Origin of the sequence: Pseudomonas hygromyciniae, assembly GCF_016925675.1 — a bacterium.
Taxonomy (GTDB): domain Bacteria; phylum Pseudomonadota; class Gammaproteobacteria; order Pseudomonadales; family Pseudomonadaceae; genus Aquipseudomonas; species Aquipseudomonas hygromyciniae.
Genome location: NZ_CP070506.1, coordinates 5,339,976 through 5,359,207, shown reverse-complemented (window position 1 = coordinate 5,359,207; position 19,232 = coordinate 5,339,976). Strand labels below are relative to the sequence as shown.

12 protein-coding genes, 6 tRNA genes and 3 rRNA genes are annotated in these 19,232 nt (G+C 54.1%); 20 read left to right on the top strand and 1 reads right to left on the bottom strand.

Going from position 1 to position 19,232, the window contains the following annotated elements; translation table 11 throughout:
* Positions 1–2: 2 nt before the first annotated feature.
* Positions 3–1,415 carry a peptidoglycan DD-metalloendopeptidase family protein gene (locus JTY93_RS24170; RefSeq protein ID WP_205480281.1) on the bottom strand — a complete coding sequence of 471 codons (1,413 nt, stop codon included), beginning with the start codon at positions 1,413–1,415 and terminating at the stop codon, positions 3–5.
* Positions 1,416–1,625: 210 nt separating this feature from the next.
* Between JTY93_RS24170 and tyrS the strand changes: the two genes are divergently transcribed.
* The 20 genes from tyrS (at position 1,626) to rpoB (ending at position 19,171) form a co-directional block, all read left to right on the top strand.
* Positions 1,626–2,825 (top strand): tyrosine--tRNA ligase, encoded by a 1,200-nt coding sequence (gene tyrS / locus JTY93_RS24165; protein ID WP_145157402.1) that lies wholly within the window; start codon positions 1,626–1,628, stop codon positions 2,823–2,825.
* A gap of 496 nt (positions 2,826–3,321) precedes the next feature.
* Positions 3,322–4,862: ribosomal RNA gene (locus JTY93_RS24160) — 16S ribosomal RNA — on the top strand.
* Positions 4,863–4,944: 82 nt separating this feature from the next.
* Positions 4,945–5,021, top strand: a tRNA-Ile gene (locus JTY93_RS24155).
* Positions 5,022–5,051: 30 nt separating this feature from the next.
* Positions 5,052–5,127: transfer RNA gene (locus JTY93_RS24150), tRNA-Ala, on the top strand.
* Between the two features lie 249 nt (positions 5,128–5,376).
* Positions 5,377–8,275 (top strand): 23S ribosomal RNA (locus JTY93_RS24145).
* Positions 8,276–8,424: 149 nt separating this feature from the next.
* A 5S ribosomal RNA gene (gene rrf / locus JTY93_RS24140) occupies positions 8,425–8,540 on the top strand.
* Together the 16S, 23S and 5S rRNA genes with 2 tRNA genes alongside form the textbook arrangement of a ribosomal RNA operon.
* Positions 8,541–8,719: 179 nt before the next feature.
* Positions 8,720–9,679 carry a bifunctional biotin--[acetyl-CoA-carboxylase] ligase/biotin operon repressor BirA gene (gene birA / locus JTY93_RS24135; protein ID WP_205477565.1) on the top strand — a complete coding sequence of 320 codons (960 nt, stop codon included), beginning with the start codon at positions 8,720–8,722 and terminating at the stop codon, positions 9,677–9,679.
* Positions 9,669–10,418 (top strand): pantothenate kinase, encoded by a 750-nt coding sequence (locus tag JTY93_RS24130; RefSeq protein ID WP_205477566.1) that lies wholly within the window; start codon positions 9,669–9,671, stop codon positions 10,416–10,418. The genes birA and JTY93_RS24130 overlap by 11 nt, the downstream gene beginning before the upstream one ends.
* A 7-nt stretch (positions 10,419–10,425) precedes the next feature.
* The gene (locus JTY93_RS24125) at positions 10,426–10,872 is read left to right on the top strand and encodes a hypothetical protein (protein ID WP_169998325.1); all 447 of its coding nucleotides are present in this window, start codon (positions 10,426–10,428) and stop codon (positions 10,870–10,872) included.
* A 142-nt stretch (positions 10,873–11,014) separates the two neighbouring features.
* Positions 11,015–11,099, top strand: a tRNA-Tyr gene (locus tag JTY93_RS24120).
* 24 nt (positions 11,100–11,123) lie between these two features.
* A tRNA-Gly gene (locus tag JTY93_RS24115) sits at positions 11,124–11,197 on the top strand.
* 26 nt (positions 11,198–11,223) lie between these two features.
* Positions 11,224–11,299: transfer RNA gene (locus tag JTY93_RS24110), tRNA-Thr, on the top strand.
* Positions 11,300–11,457: 158 nt separating this feature from the next.
* Positions 11,458–11,533 (top strand) — tRNA-Trp (locus JTY93_RS24105).
* A gap of 45 nt (positions 11,534–11,578) precedes the next feature.
* A complete protein-coding gene (gene secE, locus JTY93_RS24100; protein ID WP_029299242.1) occupies positions 11,579–11,947 on the top strand; it encodes a preprotein translocase subunit SecE in 369 nt (122 codons plus the stop codon).
* 9 nt (positions 11,948–11,956) lie between these two features.
* Positions 11,957–12,490 carry a transcription termination/antitermination protein NusG gene (gene nusG / locus JTY93_RS24095; RefSeq protein ID WP_003176436.1) on the top strand — a complete coding sequence of 178 codons (534 nt, stop codon included), beginning with the start codon at positions 11,957–11,959 and terminating at the stop codon, positions 12,488–12,490.
* Positions 12,491–12,607: 117 nt separating this feature from the next.
* The gene (rplK, locus tag JTY93_RS24090; protein WP_003210097.1) at positions 12,608–13,039 is read left to right on the top strand and encodes a 50S ribosomal protein L11; all 432 of its coding nucleotides are present in this window, start codon (positions 12,608–12,610) and stop codon (positions 13,037–13,039) included.
* The gene (rplA, locus tag JTY93_RS24085) at positions 13,039–13,734 is read left to right on the top strand and encodes a 50S ribosomal protein L1 (protein ID WP_003176434.1); all 696 of its coding nucleotides are present in this window, start codon (positions 13,039–13,041) and stop codon (positions 13,732–13,734) included. The genes rplK and rplA overlap by 1 nt, the downstream gene beginning before the upstream one ends.
* Positions 13,735–13,933: 199 nt before the next feature.
* Positions 13,934–14,434 carry a 50S ribosomal protein L10 gene (gene rplJ, locus JTY93_RS24080; RefSeq protein ID WP_003176433.1) on the top strand — a complete coding sequence of 167 codons (501 nt, stop codon included), beginning with the start codon at positions 13,934–13,936 and terminating at the stop codon, positions 14,432–14,434.
* Positions 14,435–14,512: 78 nt separating this feature from the next.
* Positions 14,513–14,878: a 50S ribosomal protein L7/L12 gene (gene rplL / locus JTY93_RS24075; RefSeq protein ID WP_010566858.1), complete on the top strand. Its 366-nt coding sequence runs from the start codon at positions 14,513–14,515 to the stop codon at positions 14,876–14,878.
* 219 nt (positions 14,879–15,097) lie between these two features.
* Positions 15,098–19,171 (top strand): DNA-directed RNA polymerase subunit beta, encoded by a 4,074-nt coding sequence (gene rpoB / locus JTY93_RS24070; protein WP_053138310.1) that lies wholly within the window; start codon positions 15,098–15,100, stop codon positions 19,169–19,171.
* Positions 19,172–19,232: the final 61 nt, after the last annotated feature.

Sequence of the window (19,232 nt, the reverse complement as noted above, 5' to 3'; positions counted from 1 at the left end):
GCTTAGCGCTTCGCCGAAGCCAGCATGGTGGCGCGTTCCTGGTCCATGCGTGCCATCAGCGGTTGGCTTTGCTGAAGGAAACGCGCGCGCTCGGCCTTGGCGATCGGGTCAGCCATTGGCAGCTTCTGGCCCAGTGGGTCGACGTGCACGCCGTTGACCTGGAACTCGTAGTGCAAGTGTGGGCCGGTGGACAGGCCGGTGGTGCCGATGTAGCCAATCACTTGACCCTGCTTGACGTTGCCGCCGGTCTTCACGCCTTTGGCAAAGCCTTGCATGTGCCCGTATAGCGTACGGTAGCTGTTGCCGTGTTGGATGATGACGGTATTGCCGTAGCCGCCGCGACGTCCGGCCAACAGCACTTTGCCATCGCCGGCTGCCTTGATCGGTGTGCCGCGCGGCGCTGCATAGTCGACACCTTTGTGGGCGCGAATTTTGTTCAGAATTGGGTGCTTGCGGCCCATGGAAAAACGCGAGCTAATACGGGCGAAGTCAACCGGAGTACGGATGAAAGCCTTGCGCATGCTATTGCCATCGGCAGTGTAGTAGCTGCTGTTGCCTTGTTTGTTGGTGTAACGCACGGCGGTGTAGGTCTTGCCGCGATTGGTAAAGCGCGCCGACAGGATATTGCCGGTGCCGACGACCTTGCCGTTGGCCACCTTTTGCTCGTAGATCACGTCGAATTCGTCACCCTGGCGAATATCCTGCGCGAAGTCGATGTCGTAGCCAAATACGCTGGCCATGTCCATGGTCATGCTGTGGGACAGGCCTGCGCGGGCAGCGGACTGGGACAGTGAGCTGTTGATAACACCGTGTACATAGGCAGAACGCATCACCGGCTTGGTGGTCACGCGATTGAAGGCGAAGCCCTTGGCGCCCTTGGTTAGGGTGATGCTTTCAAGATCGTTGAGGTTGGTGTGCAGCGTGGTCAGTTGACCTTCTGGGTTCAGCTCGAACTCAAGTTTTTGGCCGCGCTTGAGCTGGGTGAATTGCTTGGCTTGCTTATCGCTGGCCAGTACATCGTGAACGGTCGCGGCTGAAAGGCCGACTTTCTCGAACAGCGTCGACAACGTGTCGCCTTTGGCCACGACCACTTCACGGTGCTCGGGGCCCTTTGCTACCTGGGGTGCAGGTGCTGCCTGGGCGGTTGTCTTGGTGTCATCCGTGCTGTCTTCAATCTGTGCAAACGGCGACTCGACGCTTGCGGTTGTGGCTTGTTGCGCGTCAGAAGCGTCTTGATCTTGTGTCAGTTGTTCAACCGGGCTCTCCAGGTCAAGACTTAAGGTCGTTCGTTTGGCTTCTACGTCACTGGAAGGGAATACCAGGAGTGCCAGGCTGAGAAGGGCGGCGATACCACTTGCGGCGAGCAGGTGGGTCTTCGGGTAAAGCGGCGGCGCTTTAGACGGTTCAGTGGTCATAGGTAATTTTGACTTTGAAAAGATGAAGTGGAAAAGATGAATGACATGATGAAGATGAAATAACTGTATAAAATATAACCAAATCATCTGTGGTGCAAGCTCGCGAATGCAGGGCTCGCCGAATGGTGTTCGTTTGCAGGGCAAAACTTGTAATTAGTCCCTGATCTTGTATGGTTGGTTCCCTTTGAATCTGAGCCTTGCGGGTCTGTTATGAAGTCGGTTGAAGAGCAGCTAGCGCTGATCAAACGTGGTGCGGAAGAACTGTTGGTCGAGGCCGAGCTGATCGAAAAGCTCAAGCGTGGCCAACCCCTGCGTATTAAGGCTGGCTTTGATCCGACGGCACCGGATCTGCACCTGGGTCACACCGTGCTTATTAATAAGCTGCGTCAGTTCCAGGAGCTGGGGCATCAGGTGATCTTCCTTATAGGTGACTTCACCGGGATGATCGGTGATCCGAGTGGTAAGAGTGCTACACGTCCGCCGCTGACCCGCGAGCAGGTTCTGGATAATGCCGAGACCTACAAGACCCAGGTCTTCAAGATTCTTGATCCGGCCAAGACCGAGGTCGCGTTCAACTCTACTTGGATGGATCAGATGGGGCCGGCGGACTTCATTCGCCTGACCTCCCAGTACACCGTTGCGCGGATGCTTGAGCGCGATGACTTCGATAAGCGCTATTCCACCAATCAGCCTATCGCGATTCACGAGTTCCTGTACCCGCTGGTTCAAGGGTATGACTCGGTGGCTCTGCGTGCGGATGTCGAGCTGGGTGGTACCGATCAGAAGTTCAACCTGCTGATGGGGCGTGAGCTGCAGCGTGCGTATGGTCAGGAGGCGCAATGCATTCTGACCATGCCATTGCTGGAAGGGCTGGATGGCGTGAAGAAGATGTCCAAGTCGTTGGGCAACTATGTCGGCATCCAGGAGGCGCCAGGCGTGATGTACGGCAAGCTGGTTTCTATTCCGGATGCGCTGATGTGGCGTTACTTCGAGCTGTTGAGCTTCCGCTCCATGGATGAGATCAATGCATTGCGTGCCGACGTAGAGGCTGGTGCGAACCCGCGGGACGTCAAGATCAAGCTGGCGGAAGAGATTGTTGCGCGCTTCCATGGTGAAGAGGCTGCGGCCAGCGCTCACCGTGCTGCGGGCAATCGCATGAAGGATGGCGAGTTGCCGGATGATCTGCCGGAGATTGAATTGACTGCTGCCGAGGCAATGCCGATCGCTGCTGTCCTTAATAAGGCGGGCCTGGTGAAGAACTCGGCCGTGGCGCGTGATCTTCTGGGGTCTGGCGGTGTGCGTATAGATGGTGAGGTTGTCGATCGCACCTTTATATACGAGCTGGGTGCGACCCACGTTTGTCAGGCCGGCAAGAAGGCATTTGCGCGTATTACGCTTAAATCCGAATAAACCTGGAATTAGCAGTTGACGGCGAATTATATCTGTCTATAATTCGCCCCACTTCCGGCGCAGTCGAAACGGAAAACTCCTTGGTAAACAATGAGTTATGCAGAATTCGACAGTGGGTTGCTTCAGTTCATCGAAGCCAAAAGGAAGTTGAAAAAGAGGTGTTGACAGCAGCGTGTAACGCTGTAGAATTCGCCTCCCGCTGACGAGAGATCGGAAGCGCAAGTGGTTGAAGTTGTTGAGAAAATCCTCGAAAACTTCTGAAAATAACCACTTGACAGCAAATGAGGCTGCTGTAGAATGCGCGCCTCGGTTGAGACGAAAGATCTTAACCAACCGCTCTTTAACAACTGAATCAAGCAATTCGTGTGGGTGCTTGTGGAGTCAGACTGATAGTCAACAAGATTATCAGCATCACAAGTTACTCCGCGAGAAATCAAAGATGTAACCAACGATTGCTGAGCCAAGTTTAGGGTTTCTTAAAAACCCAAAGATGTTTGAACTGAAGAGTTTGATCATGGCTCAGATTGAACGCTGGCGGCAGGCCTAACACATGCAAGTCGAGCGGTAGAGAGAAGCTTGCTTCTCTTGAGAGCGGCGGACGGGTGAGTAATGCCTAGGAATCTGCCTGGTAGTGGGGGGGATAACGTTCGGAAACGGACGCTAATACCGCATACGTCCTACGGGAGAAAGCAGGGGACCTTCGGGCCTTGCGCTATCAGATGAGCCTAGGTCGGATTAGCTAGTTGGTGGGGTAATGGCTCACCAAGGCGACGATCCGTAACTGGTCTGAGAGGATGATCAGTCACACTGGAACTGAGACACGGTCCAGACTCCTACGGGAGGCAGCAGTGGGGAATATTGGACAATGGGCGAAAGCCTGATCCAGCCATGCCGCGTGTGTGAAGAAGGTCTTCGGATTGTAAAGCACTTTAAGTTGGGAGGAAGGGTTGTAGATTAATACTCTGCAATTTTGACGTTACCGACAGAATAAGCACCGGCTAACTCTGTGCCAGCAGCCGCGGTAATACAGAGGGTGCAAGCGTTAATCGGAATTACTGGGCGTAAAGCGCGCGTAGGTGGTTAGTTAAGTTGGATGTGAAATCCCCGGGCTCAACCTGGGAACTGCATTCAAAACTGACTGACTAGAGTATGGTAGAGGGTGGTGGAATTTCCTGTGTAGCGGTGAAATGCGTAGATATAGGAAGGAACACCAGTGGCGAAGGCGACCACCTGGACTGATACTGACACTGAGGTGCGAAAGCGTGGGGAGCAAACAGGATTAGATACCCTGGTAGTCCACGCCGTAAACGATGTCAACTAGCCGTTGGGAGCCTTGAGCTCTTAGTGGCGCAGCTAACGCATTAAGTTGACCGCCTGGGGAGTACGGCCGCAAGGTTAAAACTCAAATGAATTGACGGGGGGCCCGCACAAGCGGTGGAGCATGTGGTTTAATTCGAAGCAACGCGAAGAACCTTACCAGGCCTTGACATCCAATGAACTTTCTAGAGATAGATTGGTGCCTTCGGGAACATTGAGACAGGTGCTGCATGGCTGTCGTCAGCTCGTGTCGTGAGATGTTGGGTTAAGTCCCGTAACGAGCGCAACCCTTGTCCTTAGTTACCAGCACGTCATGGTGGGCACTCTAAGGAGACTGCCGGTGACAAACCGGAGGAAGGTGGGGATGACGTCAAGTCATCATGGCCCTTACGGCCTGGGCTACACACGTGCTACAATGGTCGGTACAGAGGGTTGCCAAGCCGCGAGGTGGAGCTAATCCCACAAAACCGATCGTAGTCCGGATCGCAGTCTGCAACTCGACTGCGTGAAGTCGGAATCGCTAGTAATCGCGAATCAGAATGTCGCGGTGAATACGTTCCCGGGCCTTGTACACACCGCCCGTCACACCATGGGAGTGGGTTGCACCAGAAGTAGCTAGTCTAACCTTCGGGAGGACGGTTACCACGGTGTGATTCATGACTGGGGGTGAAGTCGTAACAAGGTAGCCGTAGGGGAACCTGCGGCTGGATCACCTCCTTAATCGACGACATCAGCTGCTCCATAAGTTCCCACACGAATTGCTTGATTCATTGAAGAAGACGAAAAGAAGCAGCCCGAAATTGGGTCTGTAGCTCAGTTGGTTAGAGCGCACCCCTGATAAGGGTGAGGTCGGCAGTTCGAATCTGCCCAGACCCACCAATTTTGTGTGGGAAACGCCTGTAGAAATACGGGGCCATAGCTCAGCTGGGAGAGCGCCTGCCTTGCACGCAGGAGGTCAACGGTTCGATCCCGTTTGGCTCCACCACTACTGCTTCTGTTTGTATAAAGCTTAGAAATGAGCATTCCATCGTTGTGATGGTGAATGTTGATTTCTAGTCTTTGACTAGTTCGTTCTTTAAAAATTTGGGTATGTGATAGAAAGATAGACTGAACGTTACTTTCACTGGTAACGGATCAGGCTAAGGTAAAATTTGTGAGTTACTCGTAACTGAGTATTATCGAATTTTCGGCGAATGTTGTCTTCATAGTATAACCAGATTGCTTGGGGTTATATGGTCAAGTGAAGAAGCGCATACGGTGGATGCCTTGGCAGTCAGAGGCGATGAAAGACGTGGTAGCCTGCGAAAAGCTTCGGGGAGTCGGCAAACAGACTTTGATCCGGAGATGTCTGAATGGGGGAACCCAGCCATCATAAGATGGTTATCTTACGCTGAATACATAGGCGTAAGAGGCGAACCAGGGGAACTGAAACATCTAAGTACCCTGAGGAAAAGAAATCAACCGAGATTCCCTTAGTAGTGGCGAGCGAACGGGGACTAGCCCTTAAGTGGCTTTGAGATTAGCGGAACGCTCTGGAAAGTGCGGCCATAGTGGGTGATAGCCCTGTACGCGAAAATCTCTTAGTCATGAAATCGAGTAGGACGGAGCACGAGAAACTTTGTCTGAATATGGGGGGGGACCATCCTCCAAGGCTAAATACTACTGACTGACCGATAGTGAACTAGTACCGTGAGGGAAAGGCGAAAAGAACCCCCGGAGAGGGGAGTGAAATAGATCCTGAAACCGTATGCGTACAAGCAGTGGGAGCCCACTTTGTTGGGTGACTGCGTACCTTTTGTATAATGGGTCAGCGACTTATTTTCAGTGGCGAGCTTAACCGAATAGGGGAGGCGTAGCGAAAGCGAGTCTTAATAGGGCGTCTAGTCGCTGGGAATAGACCCGAAACCGGGCGATCTATCCATGGGCAGGTTGAAGGTTGGGTAACACTAACTGGAGGACCGAACCGACTACCGTTGAAAAGTTAGCGGATGACCTGTGGATCGGAGTGAAAGGCTAATCAAGCTCGGAGATAGCTGGTTCTCCTCGAAAGCTATTTAGGTAGCGCCTCATGTATCACTGTAGGGGGGTAGAGCACTGTTTCGGCTAGGGGGTCATCCCGACTTACCAAACCGATGCAAACTCCGAATACCTACAAGTGCCGAGCATGGGAGACACACGGCGGGTGCTAACGTCCGTCGTGAAAAGGGAAACAACCCAGACCGTCAGCTAAGGTCCCAAAGTTATGGTTAAGTGGGAAACGATGTGGGAAGGCTTAGACAGCTAGGAGGTTGGCTTAGAAGCAGCCACCCTTTAAAGAAAGCGTAATAGCTCACTAGTCGAGTCGGCCTGCGCGGAAGATGTAACGGGGCTCAAACCATACACCGAAGCTACGGGTATCATCTTCGGATGATGCGGTAGAGGAGCGTTCTGTAAGCCTGTGAAGGTGAGTTGAGAAGCTTGCTGGAGGTATCAGAAGTGCGAATGCTGACATGAGTAACGACAATGGGTGTGAAAAACACCCACGCCGAAAGACCAAGGTTTCCTGCGCAACGTTAATCGACGCAGGGTTAGTCGGTCCCTAAGGCGAGGCTGAAAAGCGTAGTCGATGGAAAACAGGTTAATATTCCTGTACTTCTGGTTATTGCGATGGAGGGACGGAGAAGGCTAGGCCAGCTTGGCGTTGGTTGTCCAAGTTTAAGGTGGTAGGCTGGAATCTTAGGTAAATCCGGGATTCTAAGGCCGAGAGCTGATGACGAGTTACCCTTTGGGTGACGAAGTGGTTGATGCCATGCTTCCAAGAAAAGCTTCTAAGCTTCAGGTAACCAGGAACCGTACCCCCAAACCGACACAGGTGGTTGGGTAGAGAATACCAAGGCGCTTGAGAGAACTCGGGTGAAGGAACTAGGCAAAATGGCACCGTAACTTCGGGAGAAGGTGCGCCGGTGAGGGTGAAGGACTTGCTCCGTAAGCTCATGCCGGTCGAAGATACCAGGCCGCTGCGACTGTTTATTAAAAACACAGCACTCTGCAAACACGAAAGTGGACGTATAGGGTGTGACGCCTGCCCGGTGCCGGAAGGTTAATTGATGGGGTTAGCTAACGCGAAGCTCTTGATCGAAGCCCCGGTAAACGGCGGCCGTAACTATAACGGTCCTAAGGTAGCGAAATTCCTTGTCGGGTAAGTTCCGACCTGCACGAATGGCGTAACGATGGCGGCGCTGTCTCCACCCGAGACTCAGTGAAATTGAAATCGCTGTGAAGATGCAGTGTATCCGCGGCTAGACGGAAAGACCCCGTGAACCTTTACTATAGCTTTGCACTGGACTTTGAATTTGCTTGTGTAGGATAGGTGGGAGGCTTTGAAGCGTGGACGCCAGTTCGCGTGGAGCCAACCTTGAAATACCACCCTGGCAACTTTGAGGTTCTAACTCAGGTCCGTTATCCGGATCGAGGACAGTGTATGGTGGGTAGTTTGACTGGGGCGGTCTCCTCCTAAAGAGTAACGGAGGAGTACGAAGGTGCGCTCAGACCGGTCGGAAATCGGTCGTAGAGTATAAAGGCAAAAGCGCGCTTGACTGCGAGACAGACACGTCGAGCAGGTACGAAAGTAGGTCTTAGTGATCCGGTGGTTCTGTATGGAAGGGCCATCGCTCAACGGATAAAAGGTACTCCGGGGATAACAGGCTGATACCGCCCAAGAGTTCATATCGACGGCGGTGTTTGGCACCTCGATGTCGGCTCATCACATCCTGGGGCTGAAGCCGGTCCCAAGGGTATGGCTGTTCGCCATTTAAAGTGGTACGCGAGCTGGGTTTAGAACGTCGTGAGACAGTTCGGTCCCTATCTGCCGTGGACGTTTGAGATTTGAGAGGGGCTGCTCCTAGTACGAGAGGACCGGAGTGGACGAACCTCTGGTGTTCCGGTTGTCACGCCAGTGGCATTGCCGGGTAGCTATGTTCGGAATAGATAACCGCTGAAAGCATCTAAGCGGGAAACTAGCCTCAAGATGAGATCTCACTGGAACCTTGAGTTCCCTGAAGGGCCGTCGAAGACTACGACGTTGATAGGTTGGGTGTGTAAGCGCTGTGAGGCGTTGAGCTAACCAATACTAATTGCCCGTGAGGCTTGACCATATAACACCCAAGCAATTTGCGTCGAAAGGCCAGATTGCGGTGTGTGAAGACGAAATGAACCGAAAGTTCGATCTTGCAAACACCGACTTCTATTACATACCCAATTTGCTGAAGCGAGGCCAGCTGGCCACGACTCAGTACCCGAATTTCTTGACGACCATAGAGCATTGGAACCACCTGATCCCATCCCGAACTCAGTAGTGAAACGATGCATCGCCGATGGTAGTGTGGGGTTTCCCCATGTGAGAGTAGGTCATCGTCAAGATTAAATTCCGAAACCCCAATTGCGAAAGCAGTTGGGGTTTTGTTTTGGGCGGTAGAAAAGGCGCGCCCAGTCTTGGTCGATTGTTCGATTGAAGTCCCTCAATCATCCGTCAGCTTGCTTTCTATGCAATGGCTCTACGCATGGCTATCATGCGTGCCTCATTGTAAGGCGAGACTTGCATGCTGACGTTGTTAACACTTCTGAAAGATGGTCGATTCCACTCGGGTGAAGCGCTAGGCGCAGCCCTGGGCATCAGTCGTAGTGCTGTGTGGAAGCAGCTCCAGCATCTGGAGGTTGAGCTGGATCTGACAATTCATAAGGTCAGGGGTAGAGGCTATCAATTGGCATCCCCGCTGGTTCTATTGAATGCTGACGAGATCGCCTTGAAGTCGTCGGTCTGTGCAGGTTCGATTTTCATATCGGATACCATCGATTCCACTAATGCCCAGGCATTGCGCCTTATTGAGGCGGGGCAAGCGGCGCCGTTTCTGGTTCTCTCGGAGCGGCAGACTGCGGGCAGGGGGCGTCGAGGGCGCAAGTGGGTGAGTCCATTTGCACAGAATGTTTACTACAGCCTTGTGCTTCGTATCGATGGCGGGCTGCGACAGCTCGAGGGGCTGAGTCTTGTGGTGGGCTTGGCGGTCATGCAAACCTTGCGCGACCTTGGTGTCCATGGCTCGGGTGTGAAATGGCCGAATGACGTTCTTGTTGGGTCGAAGAAGGTTGCAGGCATCCTTCTTGAGCTGGTCGGGGATCCTGCTGATGTCTGTCATGTCGTGCTCGGTATTGGCATTAACGCAAACATGCAGACCGCCGCGGAGGTTGATCAGCAGTGGACATCAATACAGCTCGAAACAGGTCGTTCGGTAGATCGAAATCATCTGGTTGCTCATCTGAGCGAGGCATTGCAGGCTTATCTAGTGCGTCATAGAGATTCTGGTTTCTCGGTAATCCGCAATGAGTGGGAGCAGAATCATCTCTGGCAGGGTAGGGCTGTGTCGTTGATCGCGGGTGTTAACCAGGTAGACGGGGTCGTGCTGGGTATCGACGGTCAAGGCGCGCTACGTCTCGAGGTAAATGGCGTTGAGAAAATATACAGTGGTGGTGAGTTAAGCCTGAGGTTGCGTGATGATTCTTGAGCTCGACTGTGGGAATAGCTTCATCAAGTGGCGAGTCCTCGAGGCCAACCAGGCAGTCGTTTTCGCTGAAGGCGTTGTTGATTCCGATGTGGCGTTGCTGGGTGGTCTTCATTCGCTGGTCGGTCTTTCTCTGCACCACTGCAGGTTAGTCAGCGTGCGCGCCCAGGAAGAGACGAGTCGCCTGGTCGACGTCTTGGTTGCAGCCTTTGGTGTCTCTATCAGTTGTGCAGCGCCATCGCGTGAGATGGCGGGTGTGCGCAATGGTTATGAGGAGTATGCCCGCCTGGGGTTGGACCGTTGGCTGGCAATGCTTGGGGGCTTCCGGTTAGCCTCTCGAGCATGCCTGGTACTTGATTTTGGTACAGCCGCCACGGCTGATTTCATTGCGGCAGATGGCAAGCATCTTGGGGGATTTATCTGTCCGGGTATGCCGCTGATGCGCAATCAGCTGAGAACCCATACCCGAAAAATACGGTATGACGATGTTGCAGCTGAGCGTGCGTTAGAAAAACTGGAGCCTGGGCTTACGACTGCTCAAGCTGTTGAGCGGGGTTGCACGCTCATGCTTCGTGGTTTCGCTCAGTCGCAGTTGGAGCTAGCTCGCAGCTACTGGGGTAAGGAGTTCTCTGTTTTCCTTACAGGTGGTGATGCTGAGTTGGTCGCCGATGCCTTACCGGGCGCTCGCGTTGTTCCGGACCTGGTATTTGTTGGCTTGGCGCTGGCGTGCCCTTTGTCTTGAGGTTTTTATGCGTTGGTTGTTTCTGTTGTTGCTGGTTCTCAATGTCTTTTACTACGTTTGGCACCAGCAAGAGGCCCCGTTGCGTGCGAAGGATGTAACTCCTCTGGCGCTATACAGGGGCTCTCAGCAGGATATTCAGTTGCTGAGTGAGTCGGCCGACGCAATGACGCGCCGTGATCGGCCTCGGGCTCCAGAGGTGCCAGCAGGTTGCTTGTATATCGGCGGTTTTGCCAGTCAGGAACAGGCGCAGTTCCTTGAGCAGCGCCTGACCAGCCTGGATATAAAGGTCAGGATCCAGCAAATGGTTGTCGTAGGTGCGCCTGCTTTTTGGTTGCGTGTGGCGCCTGAAAGTCGCCGCCTTGCTGACGATCTGCCGTTTGAAAGCCTTGCTAATGAATTCAATGAGTTAAAACATAAAATAATGCCGTGCGAAGGCATTGCAACTGTCGAATAGTTTGCATAGAATGGCGCCCGCTCCACAGTGATGACCCTTTCGGGAAGTCGGTGTGAAGCGATCGTCACGCAGCTAACCTCATATTTTTAATGAGAAAATGCTTGACAGAAGGTCGGCGTAATGTAAAATGCCGGCTCGCTTAGGAGGGGTTCCCGAGCGGCCAAAGGGATCAGACTGTAAATCTGACGTCTACGACTTCGAAGGTTCGAATCCTTCCCCCTCCACCATTTTTAGCGTGAGCTGCAAGCTCCGCGGGTATAGTTTAGTGGTAGAACCTCAGCCTTCCAAGCTGATGATGCGGGTTCGATTCCCGCTACCCGCTCCAAGTTTGCAGGTTGTGCAAGGTGTTTCGCTCTTGTAGCTCAGTTGGTAGAGCACACCCTTGGTAAGGGTGAGGTCAGCGGTTCAAATCCGCTCAAGAGCTCCATATGACAAGGCAGATATGAAAATATCTGCCTTTGTTTTAACAGCTGTCTCGGCTTGATTCTGTTTTGCCTGGTGTTGCCAGGTTGTTTCAAGTCTCTTGGGGTTGGTTGTTGTAAAGTCTTTTTCAGGCCTGCATAATGGTCGGCCTGATTTTGTTTTAGGTCAGTAGCTCAATTGGCAGAGCGACGGTCTCCAAAACCGTAGGTTGGGGGTTCGATTCCCTCCTGACCTGCCAGATTCACGTGGTGTATCTGGCTTTCTTTTCACAGGATCTTCATAGATGACTCCTAAGGCTGAAGCTCAAAGCTCTCGTTTCGATCTGGTTAAGTGGCTCGCTGTGGTCGCTTTGGTGGTCGTAGGCGTTGTTGGCAATCAGTACTATTCTGCTTCGCCGATCCTGTACCGCGTACTCGTATTGCTCGCTCTTGCTGCTGTGGCTGTCTTCATTGGTCTGCAGACTGTAAAGGGTAAGTCTTTCGCTGTACTGGTAAAGGAAGCTCGCACCGAAATACGAAAAGTCGTTTGGCCGACTCGCCAAGAAACCACGCAGACCACGCTGATTGTTGTGGCTGTTGTTTTGGTTATGGCGTTGCTGTTGTGGGGGCTTGATTCCCTGCTCGGCTGGCTTGTTTCCTTGATTGTTGGCTAAGGGTGTCCCGTGGCTAAGCGTTGGTACGTTGTGCATGCTTACTCGGGTTACGAGAAGCATGTTATGCGCTCTTTGCTGGAGCGCGTAAAGCTGGCAGGCATGGAAGATGGCTTTGGCGAAATTCTGGTTCCCACTGAAGAAGTGGTTGAAATGCGGAATGGCCAGAAGCGCAAAAGCGAACGCAAGTTCTTCCCTGGCTATGTGCTGGTACAGATGGACATGAATGAGGGTACTTGGCACTTGGTCAAGGACACTCCTCGCGTGATGGGCTTCATTGGCGGTACCGCTGATAAGCCTGCACCGATCACTGACAAAGAGGCAGAAGCGATTCTGCGTCGCGTTGCTGACGGTAGCGACAAGCCTAAGCCGAAGACATTGTTCGAGCCTGGCGAAGTTGTTCGTGTCACAGATGGTCCGTTTGCTGATTTTAACGGTACTGTTGAAGAAGTTAACTACGAAAAGAGCCGGATCCAAGTGGCAGTGCTCATTTTCGGTCGCTCTACTCCGGTAGAGTTGGAGTTCAGCCAGGTCGAAAAGGTCTAGCTGACAAAGCATCCCAACCCCGCAGCCTTAGGCTGTGGGGTTTTGTCGTCACTGGGATAAACGCGCAAGTAACCGGGGAGCCTTTCGAGGCGCTTGAACCCGTAATTGGAGTGCCTCATGGCCAAGAAGATTACCGCTTACATCAAGCTGCAAGTGAAGGCCGCTCAGGCCAACCCTAGCCCACCCGTCGGTCCAGCTCTGGGTCAGCACGGCGTGAACATCATGGAATTCTGCAAGGCCTTCAACGCCCGTACTCAGGGTATTGAGCCAGGTTTGCCGACTCCAGTGATCATCACTGTATATAGCGACCGTAGCTTCACTTTCGAAACCAAGTCGACCCCGGCTTCGGTTTTGTTGAAGAAAGCTGCTGGTCTGACTAGCGGTTCCGCTCGTCCGAACACCGTTAAGGTTGGCACCGTCACTCGTGCTCAGCTGGAAGAAATCGCGAAAACCAAAAACGCGGATTTGACTGCAGCTGATATGGATGCAGCCGTGCGTACCATCGCCGGTTCTGCTCGTAGCATGGGCCTTAACGTGGAGGGTGTGTAATGGCTAAGCTGACCAAGCGCCAAAAGGCTATCGCCGGCAAAATCGAAGCGGGCAAGTCCTACAACTTTGTAGACGCTGCTGCTTTGCTGACCGAGCTGTCGACTGTCAAGTTCAGCGAGTCCGTTGACGTTGCTGTAAACCTGGGTGTTGACCCACGTAAATCCGACCAGGTCGTTCGTAGCGCTACTGTGCTGCCACACGGTACTGGCAAGACTGTACGTGTTGCTGTCTTCACCCAAGGCCCAGCAGCTGAAGCTGCTCTGGCCGCTGGCGCCGATCGCGTTGGCATGGACGACCTGGCTGCCGAAATGAAAGGCGGCGACCTGAACTATGACGTAGTAATTGCCTCCCCGGATGCAATGCGCGTTGTAGGTCAGTTGGGTCAGATCCTGGGCCCACGTGGCCTGATGCCTAACCCGAAAGTCGGCACCGTAACGCCAGACGTAGCCACCGCGGTTAAAAACGCCAAGGCTGGTCAGGTTCGTTATCGCACTGACAAAAACGGCATCATTCACACCTCCGTTGGCAAGGTCGGCTTCGACGCCGTCAAGCTGAAGGAAAACGTTGAAGCCCTGATCGCTGATCTGAAGCGTATCAAGCCAGCTTCCTCGAAAGGCATCTACGTCAAGCGCGTTACCCTGAGCACCACTATGGGCCCAGGTCTGGTCATCGACCAAGGTTCGCTGGACGTATAAGACACAAATTGGCGCGAGATATCGCGTCAATTGAAAGATTGGGGTCCCTGCCTGGCGGGGGCTATCCAAGACCGTAGGCGACGCAAGTCTTAAACCATCAAGCCTACGCAGATGGTGCTCCCGGTTCCTTACCGAATCAGACACCAAAACGACATCCGGCCTAGGCCAGATGAAACGGTAACAAGCAGGAGTTAAACCCGTGGCAATTAATCTCGAAGACAAGAAGGCCATCGTCGCTGAAGTCAACGAGGCTGCCAAAGCTGCTCTGTCCGCTGTCGTGGCTGATGCCCGTGGTGTGACAGTAGGCGCTATGACCGGACTCCGTAAAGAGGCTCGTGAAGCTGGCGTATACGTACGTGTTGTACGTAACACCCTGCTCAAGCGCGCTGTTGCTGACACTGAATACAGTGTCCTCAACGACGTGTTCACCGGCCCGACTCTGATCGCGTTCTCCAAGGATCATCCAGGCGCTGCTGCCCGTTTGTTCAAGGAATTCGCCAAGAGTCAGGATAAGTTCGAGATCAAGGCAGCTGCGTTCGAGGGCAAGTTCCTCGCAGCTAACCAAATCGACGTACTGGCAACACTGCCGACCCGTAACGAAGCTATTTCGCAGCTGATGAGCGTGATTCAAGGCGCTACCAGCAAGCTGGCTCGTACTCTGGCTGCAGTTCGCGAGCAAAAAGAAGCTGCCGCAGCATAAGGCTGAGCACGTTCTCTCGCGTATTTTTGTTTATTTCGATGGCCGCGTAGGCCGTCCCCCAATTCAGGAAATACAGTAATGTCTATCTCCCAAGAAGATATCCTCAACGCCGTAGCTGAAATGTCGGTTCTGCAGGTTGTTGAGCTGATCAAAGCTTTCGAAGAAAAATTCGGCGTTTCCGCTGCCGCTGCTTCCGCTGGCCCAGCTGTTGCTGCTGTTGCTGCTGAAGAGCAAACCGAATTCAACGTCATGCTGCTGGAAGCTGGCGAGAAGAAAGTAAACGTGATCAAGGCAGTACGTGAACTGACCGGTCTGGGCCTGAAAGAAGCCAAGGCTGTAGTTGACGGCGCTCCTGCCCAGGTTCTGGAAGCTGTGTCGAAAGACGCTGCTGACAAAGCCAAAGCAGTACTGGAAGAAGCAGGCGCCAAAGTCGAGCTGAAGTAAGCATCGACCTTGCGTTTCCAGCCCAAGCGTTAAGCTGAAGGCTGATGGCTGGTGGCTCTTGCCACCGGCCTTTTTCCGTTCTTGGCTGTCGACTCGGTCGCCGCCACTAACGCGCTGTAGCCACCCGATGCGGTGGTGCAAACCATGGGGTTTGCAAGATTTTCTGGCTGCTCCCGTCGGGAGGGCCAAACAAGCAGGTGACCAAGCTGGGGAACGCTGATGGCTTACTCATATACTGAGAAAAAACGTATCCGCAAGGACTTTAGCAAGTTGCCGGACGTCATGGATGTCCCGTACCTTCTGGCTATCCAGCTGGATTCGTATCGTGAATTCTTGCAGGCGGGAGCGACCAAAGATCAGTTCCGCGACGTGGGCCTGCATGCGGCCTTCAAATCCGTTTTCCCGATCATCAGCTACTCCGGCAATGCTGCGCTGGAGTACGTCGGTTATCGCCTGGGCGAACCGGCATTTGATGTCAAAGAATGCGTGTTGCGCGGTGTTACGTACGCCGTACCTTTGCGGGTAAAAGTTCGTCTGATCATTTTCGACAAAGAATCGTCGAACAAAGCGATCAAGGACATCAAAGAGCAAGAAGTCTACATGGGCGAAATCCCGTTGATGACTGAGAACGGTACCTTCGTTATCAACGGTACCGAGCGTGTAATCGTTTCCCAGCTGCACCGTTCCCCGGGCGTGTTCTTCGACCACGACCGCGGCAAGACGCACAGCTCCGGCAAGCTCCTGTACTCCGCGCGGATCATTCCGTACCGTGGTTCGTGGTTGGACTTCGAGTTCGACCCGAAAGACTGCGTGTTCGTGCGTATCGACCGTCGTCGCAAGCTGCCGGCCTCGGTACTGCTGCGCGCGCTCGGCTATACCACCGAGCAGGTGCTGGACGCTTTCTACACCACCAACGTCTTCAGCCTGAAGGATGAAACCCTCAGCCTGGAACTGATTGCTTCGCGTCTGCGTGGTGAAATTGCGGTCCTGGACATCCAGGATGAGAAGGGCAAAGTCATTGTTGAGGCTGGCCGTCGTATTACTGCGCGCCACATCAACCAGATCGAAAAAGCCGGTATCAAGTCGCTGGACGTGCCTCTGGACTATGTCCTGGGTCGCACTACCGCCAAGGTCATCGTTCACCCGGCTACAGGCGAAATCCTGGCTGAGTGCAACACCGAGCTGAACACCGAGATCCTGGCAAAAATCGCCAAGGCTCAGGTTGTTCGCATCGAGACCCTGTACACCAACGATATCGACTGCGGTCCGTTCGTCTCCGACACCCTGAAGATCGACTCCACCAGCAACCAATTGGAAGCGCTGGTCGAGATCTATCGCATGATGCGTCCTGGCGAGCCACCTACCAAAGACGCTGCCGAAACCCTGTTCAACAACCTGTTCTTCAGCCCTGAGCGCTATGACCTGTCTGCGGTCGGCCGGATGAAGTTCAACCGTCGTATCGGTCGTACCGAGATCGAAGGTTCGGGCGTGCTGTGCAAGGAAGACATCGTTGCGGTCCTGAAGACCCTGGTCGACATCCGTAACGGCAAAGGCATCGTCGATGACATCGACCACCTGGGTAACCGTCGTGTTCGCTGTGTAGGCGAAATGGCCGAGAACCAGTTCCGCGTTGGCCTGGTACGTGTTGAGCGTGCGGTCAAAGAGCGTCTGTCGATGGCTGAAAGCGAAGGCCTGATGCCGCAAGACCTGATCAACGCCAAGCCAGTGGCTGCGGCGGTGAAAGAGTTCTTCGGTTCCAGCCAGCTCTCGCAGTTCATGGACCAGAACAACCCGCTCTCCGAGATCACCCATAAGCGCCGTGTTTCTGCACTGGGCCCGGGCGGTCTTACTCGTGAGCGTGCTGGCTTTGAAGTGCGTGACGTTCACCCGACGCACTACGGTCGTGTTTGCCCGATCGAAACGCCGGAAGGTCCGAACATCGGTCTGATCAACTCTCTGGCTGCCTATGCGCGCACCAACCAGTACGGCTTCCTTGAAAGCCCGTACCGCGTGGTGAAAGACGCCCTGGTCACCGACGAGATCGTCTTCCTGTCCGCCATCGAAGAAGCTGATCACGTGATCGCTCAGGCTTCGGCCACGATGAACGACAAGAAAGTCCTGATCGACGAGCTGGTAGCTGTTCGTCACTTGAACGAGTTCACCGTCAAGGCGCCGGAAGACGTCACCTTGATGGACGTATCGCCCAAGCAGGTAGTTTCGGTTGCAGCGTCGCTGATCCCGTTCCTGGAACACGATGACGCCAACCGTGCGTTGATGGGTTCCAACATGCAGCGTCAAGCTGTACCGACCCTGCGTGCTGACAAGCCGCTGGTAGGTACCGGCATGGAGCGTAACGTAGCTCGCGACTCCGGCGTTTGCGTCGTGGCTCGTCGTGGCGGCGTGATCGACTCCGTTGATGCCAGCCGTATCGTGGTTCGTGTTGCCGATGACGAAGTTGAAACTGGCGAAGCCGGTGTTGACATCTACAACCTGACTAAATACACCCGCTCGAACCAGAACACCTGCATCAACCAGCGTCCGCTGGTGAGAAAGGGTGATCGCGTTCAGCGTAGTGACATCATGGCCGACGGTCCGTCCACCGATATGGGTGAGCTGGCTCTGGGTCAGAACATGCGCATCGCGTTCATGGCATGGAACGGCTTCAACTTCGAAGACTCCATCTGCCTGTCCGAGCGTGTGGTTCAAGAAGACCGCTTCACCACGATCCACATCCAGGAACTGACCTGTGTGGCGCGTGACACCAAGCTTGGGCCTGAGGAAATCACCGCAGACATCCCGAACGTGGGTGAAGCTGCGCTGAACAAGCTGGACGAAGCCGGTATCGTTTACGTAGGTGCTGAAGTTGGCGCTGGCGACATCCTGGTCGGTAAGGTCACTCCGAAAGGCGAGACGCAACTGACTCCGGAAGAGAAGCTGCTGCGCGCTATTTTCGGTGAAAAAGCCAGCGACGTTAAAGACACTTCCCTGCGTGTACCTACCGGTACCAAGGGCACTGTCATCGACGTACAGGTCTTCACCCGTGACGGCGTCGAGCGTGATGCTCGTGCACTGTCCATCGAGAAGACCCAGCTCGACGAGATCCGCAAGGATCTGAACGAAGAGTTCCGTATCGTTGAAGGCGCGACCTTCGAACGTCTGCGTTCCGCACTGGTAGGCCACAAGGCCGAAGGCGGCGCAGGTCTGAAGAAAGGTCAGGACATCACCGACGAAATCCTCGACGGTCTTGAGCATGGGCAGTGGTTCAAGCTGCGCATGGCTGAAGATGCTCTGAACGAGCAGCTCGAGAAGGCTCAGGCCTACATCGTTGATCGCCGCCGTCTGCTGGACGACAAGTTTGAAGACAAGAAGCGCAAACTGCAGCAGGGCGATGACCTGGCTCCAGGCGTGCTGAAAATCGTCAAGGTTTACCTGGCAATCCGTCGTCGCATCCAGCCGGGCGACAAGATGGCCGGTCGTCACGGTAACAAAGGTGTGGTCTCCGTGATCATGCCGGTTGAAGACATGCCGCACGATGCCAATGGCACCCCGGTCGACGTCGTCCTCAACCCGTTGGGCGTACCTTCGCGTATGAACGTTGGTCAGATCCTTGAAACCCACCTGGGCCTCGCGGCTAAAGGTCTGGGCGAGAAGATCAACCGTATGATCGAAGAGCAGCGCAAGGTCGCAGACCTGCGTAAGTTCCTGCACGAGATCTACAACGAGATCGGCGGCCGCAAAGAAGAGCTGGACACTTTCTCCGACCAGGAAATCCTGGATCTGGCGAAGAACCTGCGCGGCGGCGTTCCAATGGCTACCCCAGTGTTCGACGGTGCCAAGGAAAGCGAAATCAAGGCCATGCTGAAACTGGCAGACCTGCCAGAAAGCGGCCAGATGCAGCTGTTCGACGGCCGTACCGGTAACAAGTTCGAGCGCCCGGTTACTGTTGGCTACATGTACATGCTGAAGCTGAACCACTTGGTAGACGACAAGATGCACGCTCGTTCTACCGGTTCGTACAGCCTGGTTACCCAGCAGCCGCTGGGTGGTAAGGCTCAGTTCGGTGGTCAGCGTTTCGGGGAGATGGAGGTCTGGGCACTGGAAGCATACGGTGCTGCATACACTCTGCAAGAAATGCTCACAGTGAAGTCGGACGATGTGAACGGTCGTACCAAGATGTACAAAAACATCGTGGACGGCGATCACCGTATGGAGCCGGGCATGCCCGAGTCCTTCAACGTGTTGATCAAAGAAATTCGTTCCCTCGGCATCGATATCGATCTGGAAACCGAATAACACGTGACGCGAATCGAGAGCGGGGCTGTTTAGCCCGCTCTCTGCTCCGCCAGGAGGAAAG

Coding starts and splice junctions, on each gene's coding strand:
- rplK (WP_003210097.1), top strand. CDS start 12,608: ATGGCCAAGAAGATTACCGCTTACATCAAGCTGCAAGTGAAGGCCGCT.
- tyrS (WP_145157402.1), top strand. CDS start 1,626: ATGAAGTCGGTTGAAGAGCAGCTAGCGCTGATCAAACGTGGTGCGGAA.
- rpoB (WP_053138310.1), top strand. CDS start 15,098: ATGGCTTACTCATATACTGAGAAAAAACGTATCCGCAAGGACTTTAGC.
- birA (WP_205477565.1), top strand. CDS start 8,720: ATGCTGACGTTGTTAACACTTCTGAAAGATGGTCGATTCCACTCGGGT.
- JTY93_RS24125 (WP_169998325.1), top strand. CDS start 10,426: ATGCGTTGGTTGTTTCTGTTGTTGCTGGTTCTCAATGTCTTTTACTAC.
- rplA (WP_003176434.1), top strand. CDS start 13,039: ATGGCTAAGCTGACCAAGCGCCAAAAGGCTATCGCCGGCAAAATCGAA.
- JTY93_RS24130 (WP_205477566.1), top strand. CDS start 9,669: ATGATTCTTGAGCTCGACTGTGGGAATAGCTTCATCAAGTGGCGAGTC.
- JTY93_RS24170 (WP_205480281.1), bottom strand. CDS start 1,415: ATGACCACTGAACCGTCTAAAGCGCCGCCGCTTTACCCGAAGACCCAC.
- rplL (WP_010566858.1), top strand. CDS start 14,513: ATGTCTATCTCCCAAGAAGATATCCTCAACGCCGTAGCTGAAATGTCG.
- secE (WP_029299242.1), top strand. CDS start 11,579: ATGACTCCTAAGGCTGAAGCTCAAAGCTCTCGTTTCGATCTGGTTAAG.